We start from the raw sequence: 17,718 nt of genomic DNA, 5'->3' as shown, positions 1-17,718 counted from the left end.
TGAAGAGAATGTCGGAAATTCAATTAATAGCCACGGCTCCGATGGGGCTGGAGGCTGTAGTCGCCCGTGAGGTGCGCGATTTGGGCTATGATAAAGTAACCGTCGAGAATGGGCGCGTTAGCTTCATTGGTGACGAGTTGGCCATCGCGCGGGCAAACCTGTGGCTGCGCACGGCGGACCGTGTGCTGGTGAAGATGGGCCAGTTCGAGGCCCGCACGTTCGACGAGCTGTTCGAAGGGACCAAGGCGCTCCCGTGGCCGGACTGGATTCCTGAGAACGCCGAGTTCCCGGTTGAGGGACGTTCCCACAAGTCGCAGCTGTCCAGCGTGCCTGCCTGCCAAGGCATTGTGAAGAAAGCGATTGTGGAAAGCATGAAGCAGCGGTACCAAACCGAATGGTTCCGCGAGACCGGCGCGCGCTACGTGATCGAAGTCGCGCTGCTGAACGACGTGGCGACGCTGACGCTCGACACGACCGGGGTGGGGCTGCACAAGCGAGGCTACCGTAAGCTCGTTACGGAAGCCCCGCTGAAGGAGACGATGGCAGCAGCACTGGTGCTGCTGAGCCGCTGGCGGGCGGAACGCCCGCTGTACGACCCGTTCTGCGGGTCGGGAACGATTCCGATCGAGGCGGCGATGATCGGGTGGAACCTGGCGCCAGGGCTGCGAAGAACGTTCGCAGCCGAGGCGTGGCCCGTCGTGCCTGAGGCCCTATGGGCCGAGGCACGGGAAGAAGCCTACGATCTTGTGCGGGACGATGTCCCGCTGGAGATCGCAGGCTCGGACATCGATCCGGAGGCGATCGATGTAGCGCTTGCGGCAGCGAAGTCGGCCGGGCTCGCGAAGGAGCTGACGCTGAAGGTGCTGCCGGTGGCCAAAGCCCAGCCCGCCGGCAATTACGGCTGCATCATTACGAACCCGCCTTACGGAGAACGTCTCGGCGACCGGGGCGAGGTCGAGAAGGTGCTGCGCCAGCTGGGCGGCATCACCTCGCAGATGCCGACATGGTCGGTCTTTATAATGAGCCCGAGCAAGCAGCTGGAGCATTATATGGGACGACCTGCCGACAAGAAACGCAAGCTGTTCAACGGCCGGATTGAGTGCAACCTGTACCAGTATATGGGCGAAGGCGGACTGTACGGCTGGCGGCAGGACAAGCCATCGGATAATGAACAACGGGAGCGTTAATATCCGCTCTCCTCATAACAAATAAAGAAACCCCGCGCGAAGGACGACGTTCTCCCTACCATCTACTACAAAGATGGATGAACCTGTCCAACGGCGGGGTTTACCTTTATAAAGGCTTGATCAAACGGATGTGCTGCAGGTTCCGGTCTGATCAGCCATTCCGGCTGCAGCCATCCGGTAAGATCGCTGCTAGCCTTCCAAGCTCCGTCCATCCATCAGATACAAGAACTCCGCTGCCAGTTCGGATTATTCCGTCCGCTCCATGTATTGCTCCCGTCTCGGTCCATTAGAGACAGCGCGAATCGGAACGCCGATCTGCCGCTCGAGATAACGGACATACTGCTTCGCTTCCTCCGGAAGCTCATCATATGTTTCGATTCCAGTAATGTCGCATTTCCAGCCGGGCAGCCATTCGTAGACCGGAACAGCACGCTCCAGAAGCCCCGTAGTAGGGAATTGTTCCGTTCTTACTCCATCAATTTCATACGCCGTACATACAGGGATTCGATCCAAATAGCTCAGCACGTCCAGCATTGACAGCGCAACCTCGGTAGCCCCCTGCAGCATGCAGCCATAGCGTGTCGCAACAGCGTCGAACCAGCCCGTCCGGCGAGGCCGTCCGGTCTTGGCGCCGAATTCGCCGCCCCGATTACGCAGCTCATCCCCTTCGGCTCCATGAAGCTCCGTGACGAACGGCCCTGCGCCGACACAGCTGGAGTAAGCTTTGGCTACGGCAATAATGCGCCCGATTGCATATGGCGGTATTCCCGCTCCAACGGCAGCAAAGCCGGCCAAGGTCGAAGAAGACGTCGAGTACGGGTAAATGCCGTGATCCGGATCGCGCAGCGATCCAAGCTGACCTTCCACGAGCAGTGATTTCCCTTCACGAAGCATTGTGTGCATTAGTACCGTCGTGTCGCAGACAAAGGGTCGAATGATTTCCCCTTCCTGCATCAGCTGCTCTACCAGCTGGTCCGAAGCCATCGCGCTGCGCCCGTACAGATGCTCGAGCAACGTATTTTTCGCTTCCAATGCATGGTTCAGCTTGGCGCTCAGCCGGTCTTGATCGTACAAATCCGCCACTTGGATACCCAGCTTCGCATATTTATCGGCATAAAACGGAGCAATACCGGATTTGGTCGAACCGAACTGCCTGCTCCCCAGCCTCTCCTCCTCCAGCTCATCGAATAGAATATGATAGGGAACCACTACCTGGCACCGGTCGGATATCTGCAGCTGCGGCTTCGGCACATTCCTTGACATCAGCTGATTGTACTCATGGATCAGCCCGCTCATATTAAGCGCTACCCCGGGACCCAGCACATTCACTACATGTTCGTGAAACACGCCTGAAGGAAGCATATGCAGCACAAATTTCCCGTACTCGTTAATGATCGTATGGCCTGCATTGTTGCCGCCTTGAAACCGGATCACCGCATCGGCGGCCGCCCCCATTCGGTCCGTCACCTTGCCCTTGCCTTCATCTCCCCAGTTAGCTCCCACGACAGCCGTTACCGTTCCTTTCATTTCGCACCGCTTCCTCTCTCATTGTTTTGACAAAAAACCTCGGCTACTCCATCCGTAACAACCTCTTAAGCTCCATTTGATTCATTCAGCTGAGGTTTCTTTTACGATCTCATTATATTCTGTGATATGATATTAGAATAATGAATAATATAGATAGCTTATATAAGTGGAGGTAATAGGTAATGGAGCATCATCTGGACGGGTACCGGGTATTTCTCGCCATCGCCAAGACAGGCAGCTTCTCCCGAGCGGCGGAAGCGCTGTATATTACTCAGCCGGCGGTAAGCCATTCGATGAAGCAGCTCGAGGAAAAGCTGGGCGGGCCGCTGTTCTTCCGCACATCCCGCGGGGTGAAGCTGACGGTGGAAGGAGAGGTGCTGCTGCGCTATGTCGATCAGGCCTTCAGCCTTCTGACGGAAGCGGAACGGAAATTGACCGAGATGCACCAAATGCTTGGAGGCGTCGTCCATATCGGAGCCAACGATACGCTGTGCAAGCATATTTTGCTTCCTTACCTCGAGCGGTTCCACAAGCAATATCCCGATGTAAAGCTGCATATTACGAACCGGACCTCTCATGAGACGATCAAGCTGCTAAAAGAAGGCAAGATCGATTTCGGCATCATCAATTTACCGGCAGAAGATCCGCAGCTGACCATTCGTCCGTGGAAGCCGCTGCACGATATCTTTATCGCAGGAGCAAGCTTCGGGCATTTAAAGGACCAGCCGGTCTCCGCCGCCGAACTGGCCGCCTACCCAATCATCATGCTGGAAAAAGACAGCAGCATGCGCAGCTATATCGACCGGTATTTTCATAGCCAGCAGGTGCGGCTCGTTCCCGAGTTCGAGCTGGGCAGCATGGATCTGCTCATCCAATTCGCCAAAACCGGCCTAGGCATTTCCTGCGTTACGGCGCAATTCGCCGAGGATGAGCTTTCCTCCGGCGAGCTGTTCGCCCTGCAGCTGGAGCCGCCCATACCGCCCCGGCATATCGGGATCGTGACGTTAAAGGACGTCCCGCTATCTTTTGCAGCCAGAACGATGCTCGATCTTTGTCTGCAGCAGTAAGCGCAGTCCGACAAAGCAGGTCCAGCGCTTTTTTCTCCATAAAAAAAGCACCCCCTACTGCCCGTTCGTGCAGTAAAGCATGCTTTATTCGAAGATTCTATCGTGGTTAGAAAACCTATCGTTATGCTCCGGTTCGAGGCTTGGCGGGATCGCAATTCGGTCGTTTGACTCCTGCCGTCTGCGCCAGCTTCGTCAAATAATAGCACAGCTCGCGGGCCATATGGTCCGCTATTAGAGGCTGTACCGTACCTAGCATTTCTTTGCTCAGAGCCAGCTCCTCCAGCTCCCGCAAAAACTCGCGGAACAGCGCCGACTCCAGCTCAACTTCCTTATGAAAACGGGACAATGCCGGAAAATCATGCAGATTCGTTCTCATATATCCTGCCAGCTCGATAGCTTTTACATAAAAATCGGTAAAATGCGCCTCGAACGTCCTGCTCATCTCAATCAGCCGTTTTTCCGTTATATCAAGCTCTGCTGCAATGATACCGGCATGACCTGACGTATCCGAGAGCCAGATCAAATGATGGTGCACTTCGTCAAATACGGGCGGCGTTTCCCCTTCCAGCAAGAAGGGCAGCACCCTCAAATATTCCTCAACCTCATTCACCATATGGTTCAAGAAAGTGGGGGAAAGCTGAATGCCTATGCGGCCTGCAAGCGAGCGTTCCAGCAGATGAAGCTTGAAGAGCCGGATCTCCTGGGCTTTTTGAAATGCCGCCTGATTCAGTTCCATCATTTGGGATACACCATCATGCTGCCTTGCCCGCTCCAGCAATCGATCGAAAGCGGCTATAAAGCAGCTTGTGCGCTCTATTTCTTCCTGTTCGTTCGGGGCGAGCGCATTGAAGATGAAGCGGGCATGATCGCCAAGCACTTGAAGCCAAAACCGATGTTCGAACAAGGCGGCCGAGCCATAGTCGGACTGGTCCACGGTTGCACTCCTCCCATAGGCAGCTTGTATCCGGCATACCTAGTTACTTGGCGTGTTTCCGGATCATAGGCATTTGTCATGATTTCTACTCCTATGCAAGGTATGCTCAATCATCCGGCTCGGTGCATAACCGCTAATCCTTGATCCCTACGTCGTTTGAGCAACAAGCGCTATCATCGCTTTTATTAGGCTAAACGTCTTGCTTCGGCACGACAGCTCAAGTAGTCATACAGACTTAAGAACAAGTCATTGACAAAATCGCACCGGAACGAAAATTTCACTTCGCCGCGCCAGTAAAACGTCAGCAAATGGCTGTTTTTGCCCATCACCATCTCTACATCCCAGCATGGATTGTGCAGATCGAACACTTCCTGGTTTATAAACATTTTAGGGCCTTCATTCGACAAATAGACTCCGATCAGATTGCTGCCGATTTTTGTGAAAAAGCCTTGTCTGGTCATAAACTCCCGTTCTTCGTTCGACATGATCTCTCTCCTTCCTTTGATTGTGTGTACTCGAAACATGAGAAAAAACTCCTCGTCACCTAGGCGGGAGTCCGCTATATATGCGTATCACCGTTCCTTCGGCAGCTGGCTGGCAGGTTTGCTCCTGAGAAGATCCTTAGCCCCTTTAGCTTTGCGTCGCAGGCTTTCGCCTGTTTTGCCTTTTTCGAGTTCGAAATTTGTCAATTCGTGTAATGAAATACGACAAGAATAGCATATAAGATAGGACCAATGGAATACATAATTCAAATTTCCTATTTTTGTTCCGTTTCTACGGACTTAAGACTCATTTTGTATAAAATTTGTCCTCTGTAGTAAAACCATGTACCCGCTAGCGTAATAACAGCCATAGTCGTAAATAAGGACGGACCGCCCCAATGAGTAAGAAGAACGCCCCCCACCAACGGACCTACAAAATGCCCGACATTGTTAAACGACTGAGCTCCGAAATAGGTCCCTCTCATCCCCTCCGGCGCCAATTGGTCGACGAGCACGTTCGCTTGAGGGTAATTGAGAATTTCACCCAACGTGAAAAAGAACATCGATACCATAAAGCCGAACCAGCCTGCGGATACGGCAAAACCGATATCTCCGACGGCGAACAATACATTGCCTGCGGTAATAGCAACCATCGGCCCCCAGCGTTCGAACATCCGCGACAGCGGCACTTGAAACAAGACGACGACAACCGCATTCAAGCTCATCAGCATGGCGAACAGCGCCGCGCCGCCTGCTACATTTTGCTCCACATATTGCGATAAAGTCACCGTCATTTGGGCATACCCGATAGCCCCCATTATCGATCCGCCGATATAATAACGGAACACCCGGTCCGCACGTACGACATTCCAGGAGGACTTTATCGTTATGTCGCTCCGTTTCTCCCCCTCAATCCGCTTGATTCCGAATCGCAGCAGCAGCACGTACAATCCGATCGCATACAGCAAGTAAATCAAGCCTGTAGCCATGAATGGAAGCCAAACCTCCATTGTGCTGAAAAAAGCGCCAAGCAGTGGACCCACCGCCACACCAACGTTGATGGCAATGTAGCGCAAGGAAAATACTTTCAGCCTTTTTTCACGCTCCGTTACATCGGCCATCAGTGCTTGAGACACCGGCTCATACAAGGAGCGGCATAGTCCGTTCAGCATATTCAGCAGCATGAAGGCAAGCGGAGACTTGACCATCGCGAATCCTCCAAAAACGACGACCCAGCCGGACAAGGCGAACAGCATGATCGTTTTGCGCCCCAGCCTGTCCGACAAAGCGCCGCCGACAAATCCGCCGACGGTAGCCGCCAATGGGCCCAGGCCAACGATCAAGCCTATAAGGACGGGGTTTATATGCGATTGTTTCGATAAGTAAATGGCCAGAAAAGGCATACTCATGGATGAAGCGGTTCGGGCGAGGATCGTGCCTAGCAGAAGAACATGAACGATAGGATGATAGTCTTGCAAAAAGCGGAGTAAACGCTGCATACGGTGTGCCCCTTTACGGTAAATCTAGTACGTCCGTTTTATTTACCATAGGTAAATAAATAAAAAGATTTTCCCATTATACTGCAAACCGCTGTTTTTGTCTTTACAAAAAAGTTAGCCGCTTCCCCTATCTTTACACACAAAAAAAGCCCGGCTGCTTGCGCCAGGCTTCTCGGTTTCTGTCATGGATTCGTCGTATCAACGCTGAATCACGATTTTTTGATATATTTCGCCGCTTTCTCGATAGCTTCGTCTTCCGTGGCTCCGGTTACATACCTTCCGTTAATGAAGATAAATGCAAACCGCGAGCAAGGTCCGCAGTACGATTTGCAGCCGATCTTGATCTCCGTACCGGGAGCCAGCTTCTGAAGCTTCGGTACAGCCGTCTTCATTTTCATATGCTTGCATTTATCGCAGACGCGAATATCGTTCGCCATAGTAAACCAAATCCTTTCCTATCGCAAAACGGCTTAGTGGTCCCCGTGATTGCCCTTGCTAGGATTGGTTACGGCGAAGCCTTCTTCCGGCGTATAGAAATAGTCGATGCGTACTCCGTCCAGCAGCGGCTCGTCTTTTTTCAAAATCACGTCGATGCCTTTGTCCGTGCTTACCACTTCATCCTCTTCCGTCGGAGTGTCCAAGCTCATGCCATAGTGGGCGTGGTCTCCATGGCTGTGAGTAATATAAACGCGGAGCTTCAATTCTTTGTTCTCTTCTTTTTCCAGTTCAGCCAACAGCATTTTGGCCGCATTGCGCGAAATTTTGCAGTTCATTGTCGGTGACATCTCCCACTGTAGGTTTTCTCCTTATTGTAAAGAAACCTGTCCGGGAAAGCAACCCGCAAGCCGCCGTTAATAAGAATTGTGATGTACTAGACGCTCGACGATATTCAAATCCAACTCGCCCGTTACAATCGGATTCGCCCAGCGGCCCTTCGTATCCGGCCCCAGGTGGTAGTCGTGAATTGATGTCGTGTCCTTGAGCATATTGCCCGTCAATACGCATACGGCTGTCTCCTCGCGATCTATAGCCCCTTGCTCCACCAGCTTCCGTACCCCTGCAACCGAAGCCGCGGAAGCAGGCTCGCAGCCGATGCCGCACTGGTCGACGCACGCTTTGGCATCCATGATCTCCTCATCCGAGACGGATATCGTAACCCCGTTCGTTTGCTCTATTGTGTATGAGAGCGCCTTTTTCCAGCTGGGCGGGTTGCCGATATTGAGCGCCGAGGCGACCGTTGACGGATTCGGCTCGGGAATCAGCTCTTGACGGCCTGACGATACCATCCGGTGAAACGGGCTTGCCCCCTCCGCTTGAACTATGGCGACCCGCGGCAGCTTGTCAATGAATCCGAGCTCCAACAAGTCCCGCAGCCCCTTCCCTAGAGCCGTTGCATTGCTCAGTGCCCCGCCAGGCACAACAATCCAATCCGGCATCCGCCAGCGCAGCTGATGGGCAATTTCGTAAACGATGCTTTTCTGGCCCTCTATCCGAAACGGATTGATCGAATTGCATACATAGAGACCAAGAGCTTCGCTATGGCGTTCACTGAACCGGATACCGGCATCGTACGTGCCATCAAAAGAGATGAGCTTGGCACCGTAGGCCAAGGTTTGCAGCACTTTGTTCATCGAGATGCTGCGGCTCGGCAAGAATACGTAAGATGCACATCCGGCAAGAGCCGCATACATCGCGAGCGACGAGGATGTATTGCCGGTCGACGTGCACGTAAATTTCGTGTAGCCGAGAGAACGGCCATGGGATACGGCGACGGCCATGCCGTTATCCTTGAAAGAGCCGCTCGGATTTTCGCTTTGCGCTTTGAGCAGCAGCCGGCGAATGCCGGTATATCGGGCTGCCGGTGCGGAATCGTACAGACCGGTATTTCCTTCGAACTTTGTCGTCATATCCTCTTCGGGAAGAAGGGGATGAATGAGCTCCTTATAGCGCCAAACCCCGCTGGCATACGGCGTCATCCGTTCGGACAACCTGCTGTCGAACAGCCTTCTAAGCCGTTCGCCGTCCAACGCGCGAAAGTCGTGCACGATGTCCAATAATCCGCCGCATGTGCAGAGGAAAGGGTTTCTTGCTTGATCCATCGGTATCTCGGTACCGCATTCCGTGCATTGAAATTTCATGAGTAAGCACCATCCTTGCTAGAAAGTCATTTGAATACGTTCTGCTTACCCCTTACAATAAAAGACAACGATACATCAAACAAATATATATATTTTTGATTTATATAAATTAAATTTATGTTTCCATGAGAACGAAGGTGGTGTGGGTTCATGAATTTGCATGCATTGAAATTGTTTTATGAGACCGCGACCCGTGGCGGAGTCACCCGGGCGGCCGAGGCGCTGCACATCAGCCAGCCGGCTGTAACGGCGCAAATCCGTAACCTGGAGCAGGAGCTCGGTTTAACGCTGTTCGCGTCGCAGGGAAGAAGCCTCCGTTTAACCGAAGCCGGCGAGCTGCTGTACGGTTACGCCGAGCGCATGTTCGCTCTGGAGAAGGAAATGGACCGAAGACTTATCGACTACAGAGACGGGATCCACGGCCGACTGACCCTTGCCGCGACGTATCTTCCTGCCAACCATTTGCTGCCCGTATGGCTGGCCGCCTTCAAGCAGCGGCATGAGCAAACTATGCCTACCGTCATGACGGTGAACTCCGCCTCCGCTTATGACAAGCTGCTGCATTACGAAGCGGATCTTGCTTTTATGGGAGGAAGCAAGGAAGCTCCGCAAGGCATCGTCCGCGAGGAGCTGCTGGAGGACGAGCTGTGGTTCGTCGTGCCTGCCGGTCACCGGCTTGCCGGAGCCCGTATCGGGCTTCCCGAGATGATGCGGGAGCCTTTCATTTTGCGCGAGGAGGGGAGCTCCTCCCGGGACATGCTGTTCGCGCTTTGCCAGCTCCATCATTTGGAGCCTCCGCGCGTCGGTCTGCAGTTTAACGGGCTGAATGAGACGATTCGGGCCGTGATGGCGGGCTACGGCGCCATTTTCTTGTCGGCGCTGGAGGTTAGCGACTACGTGCGCCAAGGAAGCGTCGCCCGCGTCTACGTCGAGAGCGTCCGGCTAACCAATCCCATCGCCGCCTGCATGCGGGCTGATGAGGAGTTGACGCCGGTCGCCCGTTTGTTTCTCTCGTTCGTGAAGGAGTATATGGCGAAATCAACATGATCGCTTCAGATAACTTAAGCTTTCCTCATGCGGTAAAAAGAAACGGTCAGCAGCCTGTTCGGGATGCTGGCCGATTCTGTTAAAAATATACATAAACCAAAGTAAATCGAGGCAAGATACAAATATTGCTAATAATCACCATTTATGCAGTTATAAAGGAGGGAGGTGTGTCATGTCTACCGCACAACATACAAATCCTAACAATAGCCCGCCTAATGAAGCATCCAACGATTCCATAAGCGACTCTTTAGAAAAGAATGAACTCATTCTCAAAAATAAGTTTCAAAGCTGTTATGATATCGTTTTTCGGAAGGTCCTGATTTTTGGACATATCCATGTTTTATTGGTTTATTTGGATGGTTTGGTAGATACCAGGGCATTAGATACCGTGTTGCTCAAGCCTTGGATGCTGGAAGCTCCCCGACCTGGACTGGAAGAGATAAGCTCTGTAGATTTGATGTTAGAGCAACAGCTGGTCTCCATCGCAAAAACCAAAACAACGGAGACAATGAGCGATGTTGTACAAAGCATTTTATCCGCTAATGTAGTCATCCTATCGGACGGAGTAAGCAATGCAGTTATTGCCGAGTTGAAAGGCTTCGAGCAGCGAGCCGTTGAAGAGCCAGCCAGCGAGACTACGATACGGGGTCCAAGAGAGGCCTTTACAGAAAACATTAATGTGAATACAAGCCTGGTTCGCAGGAAAATTCAGAGCACCGCACTTAAAATGGAGTCCATAACCGTCGGCAGTCTTTCGAAAACGACGATTGTCATCGCCTATATTGAGGGAATCGCAAAAGATTCGATCATCGAAGAAGTTCGAAAACGAATCCGGCATATTCAGATGGATACTGTGCTTGACGGTAATTTTATCGAGGAGTTCATAGAGGATCACCCGTTCACTTTATTCCCGCAAATGCAGAGCACCGAACGCCCGGATATTGTTGCTTCCAGCCTCGCAGAGAGAAGAGTAGCGGTTTTCGCTGACGGTACACCCTTTGTACTCATCCTCCCCTGTTCCTTTTGGAGCGCATTTCAGTCGGCTGACGACTTTTATGAGCGATTCATTTACGCTACGCTTATCCGTTGGTTAAGGATGCTATTGGTGATAACTTCACTATTCCTGCCTTCTATGTATGTTGCAATCACGACGTTTCACTCCCAATTGTTACCCACGAATTTTTTGCTCAGCATTACATCTGCTCGTGAAGGGGTTCCCTTTCCGGCGGTCATCGAGGCATTTATGATGGAATTTTTATTCGAGGGCTTGCGAGAGGCCGGAATACGAATGCCGCGTCCGACAGGGCCTGCAGTCAGTATTGTTGGGGCGCTAGTTATTGGACAGGCAGCCGTTCAGGCGGGGATTGTTTCGGCTCCGATGGTCATCGTGGTTTCCCTGACGGGAATCGCTTCTCTCATTACCCCCAGATACAGTATGGGGATGGCTTTTCGAATGCTCCGGTTTCCGATGCTCATTATTTCAGGGATGTTCGGATTATACGGGATTACTATGGCTACCATATTCCTTCTCATTCACCTTACGAATCTGGAGTCATTTGGAGTCCCCTATTTAAGTCCGATAGCTCCGCTGGCAAAGACAGAATTAAAGGATGTATTAATCCGCGCGCCGAGGTGGAGCATGCATACGATACCGTCATCCGGTTCTGCCCGAAATAGATTACGAATTCCCAAAGGTCAACAACCGGGAGGGAACCAAGGAGACGAAGCACGATGAAGCATCGCCCGATTGCTTTCATTGTTTTGATACTCTGTATCGCTTTAACTACAGGTTGTTGGGATCGCGAAGAGCTATCAGACAGAGCATTTGATCTTGCCGCATCGGCCGATCTTCAGAAAGACGGGACGTATTTAACAGCCGCTCAATTCATTATTCCCTCTAGTGTTGTACAAGGCTCTAATGGAGGAGCCGGCGGCAATAAACCTTACTTTATTGAAACGGGCAGCGGGAAAAGCACCTTTGAATCCATTCAAAAAACGCGGCAAAAGCTTTCGCGAATCATAACCCGCGGTCATCGGCGCAATTATTACTTTGGAGAGGATCTGGCTAGAAATGGAATCAAAGATATGCTGGATGCGTTTGCTCGAGATCCGGGTAATCGAATTCGGCTGGACATTTGGGTGGTCAAGGGAAATACAGGCTTGGAGGCTTTGCAGGTGCAATACCCTCTGGAGAAAATTCCTTCCGTCGCATCGCTTAAAATACACAGAGCGGTTGGAGGCAGCGCGGGCACATCCTATCTCGACTTTATGATTGCCTCAAGTGCCGAAGGGGGCTGCGCAACTTTACCTGTAGTAGACATCGTACAGGGGCCTTCCCCACAGAAAACGATCCGATTTTATGGCCGGGCTATATTTAATAACGAGCTTAAATTAGTCGGTTATCTAAATTTTATTGAGGGCGCTTATCGGCAGTGGATCCTCGACGGAATATCTTACTTGGACTTAGTGGAAGACATTCCCGAAACAGACGGGAATGTCGGTATCATCATCACCAAATTCGGAAGGAATTTAAAGAGCAGCATATCACCGACAAACAAAGTGAAGATGGAGATCGAGCTAACCGGTAAGGGACTTGTTGGAGAGAACAATACCCATTTGGACCTTAGCAAGGAGAAAAACTTGCAGCTGGTTCAGCATACGATCAATAAGAAAACTAGCGAGCATGTGCTTAAAATGATCACTAAAGTTCAAAAACAGTTTGGAGCGGATGTACTTGGTTTCAATCAAACCTTAAATCGTCAGCATCCGAGTGATTGGAACAAATTAAAAGGACAGTGGCACACGATTTTTCCCGACATAGAGGTTACGGTCAAAGTAAATGTAAATTTACAATATATTGGATTGGTCAGATCACCGCTCCAATACGAGGAAAGAGAGATCAAACAATGAAAATTTCCGGGTATCAGCTATTTTGGCTGATTTTCACTATGGAATTTGGGATGACAGCCATTTTCACCGTCTCGCCGGCCATTTTTCTCGCCAAGCAAGACGCATGGATTTCAATCATCCTCGCAACTCTGATATGCATATTCACTACCGTTATAGCCGTAAAATTAAGTCTCCTTTACCCGGAGCAAACCTTTATTCAATACAGCCAGTCGATTCTTGGAAAGTGGCTGGGAACCATCATCCTGGTTCCTTATTTTTTGATGTGGTTGTCCGTGACCGGCGTCATTTTGAGAGAATTTGCGGATTTTGTGTTCATTACCTTATTCAGCTCTACGCCGCTATGGATCGTTATTCTCATTATGCTAGGCGCTGTCGTTTATGTCACCTGTACAGGGGGTCTTAGAAGTATCAGCCGTTGCAGTGAAATCATCGGTCCTGTCAGCACGGCAGGCTGTTTTTTCATTATTGTTTTTAGTGTGAAGGACTGGGACTGGCTTAGGCTTCTTCCGGTATATTCCAACACGGGATGGTTACCTATTGTAAAAGGAAGCCTGGCACCCGCCTCTTTCCTTGCGGAGTCCTTTATGGTGGTCATGTTAATAGCCTTCATGCCAAAACCGGAGCGGGCTCTGACCTCCTCCTTATGGGGAATTGCAGCCGCATCCGTAGCCTTTTTGGCAATGACCTTGATAGTGATTATGGTCTTCGGGCCGAATTTACCGGCCAAGTTTATTTATCCCCTTTATTCCGTTGTTACTTATATTTCCATAATGGATTTTATCCAGAATGTCGATGTTCTGGTTGTGTTGCTTTGGATCATCGGCATTTTTATTAAGCTTTCCCTCTATTTTTTTATAACCAGCTATGGTTCCGCACAATTATTTCAGATTAGAAAATGGAAGCGTACCGTTTGGTTGATAGCGCCTATTGTTTTTGTGGTTTCCTTGCTGCCGCGAAACACTAACGACACCATGTACTTTGCAAAATTTTGGAGCAATGTGGTATTTCCGATCAATCTCATAGGCATTCCTTTATTAATGTGGATGATGGGTACCATTCGTAAAAAAAGCATGCTGCACTAGCATTTTCGCTCCGGCTCACGCTGGAACAGAAGCTGTTCCAGCAAAGTCGTGGCAGCAGGCGCCGTCTCAGCCACGATCGTACCGTGGCTGACAACATACCTGCACGCCGGCTGCCTGCTCAGCAGCTCGGGCGTGTCCTCTGCCGGCAGCAGAATGAAGCTTGCCGGCTTGCCGATATCGAGGCCGTACCGGTCCTCGATTTGCAATACCCGGGCGGCGCGGGTCGTAACCATGCGCACCGCCTCCTCCATCTCCTCCCGGCCCGTCATATGGGCCAGATGGACCGCCATGTGCGCCGCTTGCAGCAGGCTGCCGGCGCCGAGCGGATAAAACGGCGTCCGGATGTCGTCGTGAGCGATGCTGACGTTGACTCCGGCGCGCCACATTTCCTTAATCCTTGCAATCCCTCTGCCTTTAGGGAAGCTGTCGAATCTTCCCTGCATGGCGCTGTTGATCAGCGGGCAGCAGACGACATGGATCCCTGAGCGGACCAACAAGCCAAGCAGCTTCTGGAAATACGCTTCGCCATAATAAGCCGAGGCGTTGGCATGACTTGCCGTTACGCGGCCGCCCATTCCGGTACGAAGCGCACAGTCGGCCACCGCCTCAAGGAACCTCGAGTGGCCATCGTCCAGCTCATCGCAGAACACGTGAACAAACCGGTCATAGCGCTCGGCTAGCGAGAAGCAAATGTCCAGCGATCGCATCCCTTCCTCCCGGGTATGCTCGCAGTGCGGAATCGCTCCAACCCCATCGGCACCCAGCCGAAGCGCTTCCTCCAACCGCGCTTCATTATCGGGGCATGAGCAAATCCCATCCTGCGGAAAGGCGATAACCTGCAGGTTCAAATAAGGCTTGACCCGCTCGCGCAGCTCCAGCAGCGTCTTGAGCGCCGTTAAATCCGGATCGGAAATGTCAGCCTGGGTCCGCACATGCAGCACGCCGTTAGCCGCCTGCATGCGAAGCACGGTTTCCGCCCGCTTCATGACATCTTCTCTGCTTAAGCGTTGCTTGCGCTGCTGCCATAGCCGAATCCCTTCGAACAAAGTTCCGCTCTCGTTCCACGCAGGCTCGCCTGCCGTTAGAACGGTATCCAGATGAATGTGCGACTCGACAAATGGCGGCAGCAGAATGTGTCCCGTACCGTCGATTATGCGCTTTCCGCTATTCTCGGGTACGTCTCCAATGGCAGCAATCCGCCCGTCCCGGACGGCAACATGGACGGGAGCGGTCTCTCCCTGCCTACGAACGTTACGAAATACCAAATCGTACATGCGCTTCTTCCTTTCCGTTACCATAACAGTTCGGCCGCATCAAGACAGCCGAACCGCACGGTAACCACATACTATCACCCAGCAAAACAGTTAACCGAACCCGGCTATTTTTTCGGCAAAAAGTCCGTCGTAAACGCCTTGGTTACATCGATCGGCGATTTCAGCAATCCCAGATCGACCAGCTGCTTGTTCAGCGTATCCCAGCGATCCTTGGTCATATAGCCGACGCCTTTCGTTGCCGCATCCTCGCCGTAAACGAGAGGCTGAAGCGCCGTAGCGCTGTACTCCATTTTTTCCAGCGGAGTGTCCGGGTTTTTCTCCTTAATGAGCGGATTGATCTCTTTATAGTTGTCTTTGTAGTAATCCCAGCCTTTGATCGTCGCTTCTACGAACGCTTTGACCGCCTCCGGATTTTCCTTCAAAAAGCTTTCCGTCGTGAACATAATATTGCCGTAAGGAGAATAGCCGAAATCCGCATTCAGCATGACCTCGACATCGACTCCCTGCTCCTTCATCGAATAAGGCTCCGATGTAATATAGCACTGCGTAGCCGACATTTTGTCATTGACGAAGTTAGCGAGCTGCCCGGTATATTTGAGCTCCTCGACTTTATCCAGCTTGAACGCCTTCTTCATATATTCCCAATAAGCGACGCCGCTGCCTACGTACACTTTCTTTCCGTTGAGGTCGGACATCGATTTGATCGACGCGCTTTTGTGTACCATGATGCCCTGCGGGTTTTTCTGAAAAATCGCCATCACCGCAACAAGAGGAATGCCATTTTGCCGGGCGAACAAAATCTCATCCGCCTGCCCCATCCCGAACTGCGCCTTGCCGGACGCGACAATCTGCGTAGCGGAGATGCCCGGGCCTCCAGCTTGGATCGTCATATCCAGCCCGGCTTCCTTGTAATAGCCCTTGGCCAGCGCCGCATAGTTGCCGCCGTGCTCCGGCTGGGCGAACCAGTTCGTCACCTGGGTTACGGCTACCGGCTTTTTCTCCGCAGCGCTTCCCGTCGCTTTCGGATCGGCTGCCGCAGGCTGGGCTTCGGGCTTGGTAGCGCAGCCGCTCAGCATAGCTCCGGCGATCAACAGGATGGACAGAACAGCGTGAACCGGGCGAATCGATTTTAAAGTCAACGGCGTTTTCATGAGCATTCCCCCAAAGTATGATGGATTCTTGATTTTCTTTAGCACATAGGAAAACATGCTTAATACATCAGGCCAAACGTTACTGTGCTTGCTCTTCGGTTCGGTCCAGCTCGTCCAAGCCCCATGCGCTCTGCTGAACGGAAGTGTAAAGAGGCCGGCCTTGCTTGTAAACGGTGCGTCCTACCGGCAGCTCGGTAAACAAATCGTCTGCACGCAGTGCGTCGATCAGGACGAAGTCCGCCGAATGTCCTTCGGTAATGCCGTATCCGGTAAGCCCAAGGATGCCGGCCGGGACCTCCGTCATCATTCGCAGCAAGGTGCGAAGATCGGCGGAGCTGCCCATATGAGCGGCATACGCCGTCACCAGGCCGATTTTTAGCAAATCACCCTGTCCGAACGGATGGAACGGGTCCTGAATGTTGTCGGAGGCTACGGCTAACGGGACTTGAGCATCCAGCAATTCACGAATTCGCGTCGTTCCGCGACGGATCAATCCCGAATCGCCTCTCCCCTGCAAATACATATTGACCGGAGGTAGTGTGACAGCACTTAATCCGGCAGCCTTCATACGGCCGATAATCTCCTCCGCACGACGTGTGTCCATAGCGGACAAGGAGCACAAATGATCTACGGTTACTTTTCCTCCATAACCGTACTCCATCGCCTTTTCCACGATATAGGCGACCGTTTGCTTGGAGGGATCGTCGCTTTCATCAGCGTGAAGATCAATCGGCTTCCCCCATCGAGCAGCCGTAGCAAATATGCGGTCGATATCGCTCTCCGGCGTTTCCGACAAATGAGGAGCTCCTCCCATGCCGTCCATCCCAAGGCGCAGCGCCTCTTCAATTGCATCCTGCTCAGCAGTGGTGAGCCGATCGTACGGGCACATCGGGAACAACTGCATATCGACGATTCCCTTCAGCTCCTCCCGGACCTCCAATGCGGCGTAGATGGTGCGAAAAGCTACCTCGATGCCCGAACGGAGGCGAAAGTCCAAATGGGTGCGGATGGTCGTCGTACCGTAGGATAGCGCCCGCAATGCAGCTTTGCGAATGCGCCCCCGGATCTCCTCCTTGCTGAAGGAAGGAGCCGCCGCTCCGTAATTGGCAATTGCCTCCAGCAGCGTTCCCGAAGCATTGCCAACCTGGCTCAAGGAGTATGCTTTGTCCAAGTGCATATGCGCGTCCACAAAGCCCGGAAGCATCATAAAGCCCTTCAGGTCGATCCTGCCTGCGGCCTTCAGCCGGGACATCTCGCCGGCAAGGGCGGACATCGGGACGAAAGAGCCGTCCCCGGACAGCACCGTCTCCTGTGGGACAATGGAAGTCCATCGGCCGCCCACTGCCTTAAGCTCGAACAATCCGCGCTCGTCGCGCAGCGGAAGGGTGACGTTAATAAAATGCAGCTCCCGGGCGCTCAT

General features: G+C 52.3%; 16 protein-coding genes and 1 riboswitch. Of the genes, 6 read left to right on the top strand and 10 right to left on the bottom strand.

The annotated features are described in order from the left end of the window. Window positions 1-8 precede the first annotated feature (8 nt). A complete protein-coding gene (locus ACFQ88_RS10125; RefSeq protein ID WP_239633408.1) occupies window positions 9-1,187 on the top strand; it encodes a THUMP domain-containing class I SAM-dependent RNA methyltransferase in 1,179 nt (392 codons plus the stop codon). Between the two features lie 246 nt (window positions 1,188-1,433). On the opposite strand, the gene ACFQ88_RS10120 is transcribed toward ACFQ88_RS10125, so the two are convergent. After that, window positions 1,434-2,714, bottom strand: a complete 1,281-nt coding sequence (locus tag ACFQ88_RS10120) for an adenylosuccinate synthase (protein ID WP_379454018.1) — start codon at window positions 2,712-2,714, stop codon at window positions 1,434-1,436. Window positions 2,715-2,896: 182 nt separating this feature from the next. On the opposite strand from ACFQ88_RS10120, the gene ACFQ88_RS10115 reads away from it, so the two are divergent. Further along, window positions 2,897-3,781 (top strand): LysR family transcriptional regulator, encoded by an 885-nt coding sequence (locus ACFQ88_RS10115; protein ID WP_379454017.1) that lies wholly within the window; start codon window positions 2,897-2,899, stop codon window positions 3,779-3,781. A 121-nt stretch (window positions 3,782-3,902) separates the two neighbouring features. On the opposite strand, the gene ACFQ88_RS10110 is transcribed toward ACFQ88_RS10115, so the two are convergent. The 6 genes from ACFQ88_RS10110 to thrC all read right to left on the bottom strand — a co-directional run bounded on the left by ACFQ88_RS10110 (window position 3,903) and on the right by thrC (window position 8,834). Further along, a complete protein-coding gene (locus ACFQ88_RS10110; RefSeq protein ID WP_379454016.1) occupies window positions 3,903-4,715 on the bottom strand; it encodes a DUF2935 domain-containing protein in 813 nt (270 codons plus the stop codon). A 185-nt stretch (window positions 4,716-4,900) separates the two neighbouring features. Beyond that, on the bottom strand, window positions 4,901-5,200 hold the full coding sequence (locus tag ACFQ88_RS10105; protein ID WP_239633404.1) for a hypothetical protein: 300 nt from the start codon (window positions 5,198-5,200) through the stop codon (window positions 4,901-4,903). A gap of 97 nt (window positions 5,201-5,297) precedes the next feature. Further along, a riboswitch (cyclic di-GMP riboswitch) is annotated at window positions 5,298-5,390 on the bottom strand. 82 nt (window positions 5,391-5,472) lie between these two features. Continuing rightward, window positions 5,473-6,696 carry an MDR family MFS transporter gene (locus tag ACFQ88_RS10100; RefSeq protein WP_379454015.1) on the bottom strand — a complete coding sequence of 408 codons (1,224 nt, stop codon included), beginning with the start codon at window positions 6,694-6,696 and terminating at the stop codon, window positions 5,473-5,475. A gap of 209 nt (window positions 6,697-6,905) precedes the next feature. Further along, window positions 6,906-7,133, bottom strand: a complete 228-nt coding sequence (locus tag ACFQ88_RS10095; RefSeq protein WP_239633402.1) for a YuzB family protein — start codon at window positions 7,131-7,133, stop codon at window positions 6,906-6,908. Window positions 7,134-7,166: 33 nt separating this feature from the next. Further along, a complete protein-coding gene (locus ACFQ88_RS10090; RefSeq protein WP_239633401.1) occupies window positions 7,167-7,469 on the bottom strand; it encodes an iron-sulfur cluster assembly accessory protein in 303 nt (100 codons plus the stop codon). A gap of 78 nt (window positions 7,470-7,547) precedes the next feature. Then, window positions 7,548-8,834: a threonine synthase gene (gene thrC, locus ACFQ88_RS10085; RefSeq protein WP_379454014.1), complete on the bottom strand. Its 1,287-nt coding sequence runs from the start codon at window positions 8,832-8,834 to the stop codon at window positions 7,548-7,550. A gap of 150 nt (window positions 8,835-8,984) precedes the next feature. Here thrC and ACFQ88_RS10080 point away from each other — a divergent pair, with 150 nt between their 5' ends. The 4 genes from ACFQ88_RS10080 (at window position 8,985) to ACFQ88_RS10065 (ending at window position 13,873) form a co-directional block, all read left to right on the top strand. Continuing rightward, the gene (locus tag ACFQ88_RS10080; protein ID WP_379454013.1) at window positions 8,985-9,881 is read left to right on the top strand and encodes a LysR family transcriptional regulator; all 897 of its coding nucleotides are present in this window, start codon (window positions 8,985-8,987) and stop codon (window positions 9,879-9,881) included. Between the two features lie 235 nt (window positions 9,882-10,116). After that, entirely contained in the window at window positions 10,117-11,616 is a 1,500-nt protein-coding gene (locus tag ACFQ88_RS10075; protein WP_379454360.1) for a spore germination protein, read from the top strand. After that, on the top strand, window positions 11,613-12,791 hold the full coding sequence (locus ACFQ88_RS10070; protein ID WP_379454012.1) for a Ger(x)C family spore germination protein: 1,179 nt from the start codon (window positions 11,613-11,615) through the stop codon (window positions 12,789-12,791). The genes ACFQ88_RS10075 and ACFQ88_RS10070 overlap by 4 nt, the downstream gene beginning before the upstream one ends. Continuing rightward, the gene (locus ACFQ88_RS10065; protein ID WP_379454011.1) at window positions 12,788-13,873 is read left to right on the top strand and encodes a GerAB/ArcD/ProY family transporter; all 1,086 of its coding nucleotides are present in this window, start codon (window positions 12,788-12,790) and stop codon (window positions 13,871-13,873) included. Before ACFQ88_RS10070 ends, ACFQ88_RS10065 begins: the two co-directional genes overlap by 4 nt. Here the strand turns inward: ACFQ88_RS10065 and codA are convergent. From codA to ACFQ88_RS10050, 3 genes are all read right to left on the bottom strand, one after another. Continuing rightward, the gene (gene codA, locus ACFQ88_RS10060) at window positions 13,870-15,147 is read right to left on the bottom strand and encodes a cytosine deaminase (protein ID WP_379454010.1); all 1,278 of its coding nucleotides are present in this window, start codon (window positions 15,145-15,147) and stop codon (window positions 13,870-13,872) included. The genes ACFQ88_RS10065 and codA overlap by 4 nt on opposite strands. Window positions 15,148-15,251: 104 nt before the next feature. Beyond that, window positions 15,252-16,304: an ABC transporter substrate-binding protein gene (locus tag ACFQ88_RS10055; protein WP_379454009.1), complete on the bottom strand. Its 1,053-nt coding sequence runs from the start codon at window positions 16,302-16,304 to the stop codon at window positions 15,252-15,254. 73 nt (window positions 16,305-16,377) lie between these two features. After that, window positions 16,378-17,718, bottom strand: a complete 1,341-nt coding sequence (locus tag ACFQ88_RS10050) for an amidohydrolase family protein (RefSeq protein WP_379454008.1) — start codon at window positions 17,716-17,718, stop codon at window positions 16,378-16,380.

The sequence above is a fragment of the Paenibacillus sp. NPDC056579 genome, assembly GCF_042793215.1.
In the GTDB taxonomy this organism is placed as follows: domain Bacteria; phylum Bacillota; class Bacilli; order Paenibacillales; family NBRC-103111; genus Paenibacillus_S.
This window is presented reverse-complemented; position numbering and strand designations above follow the sequence as displayed.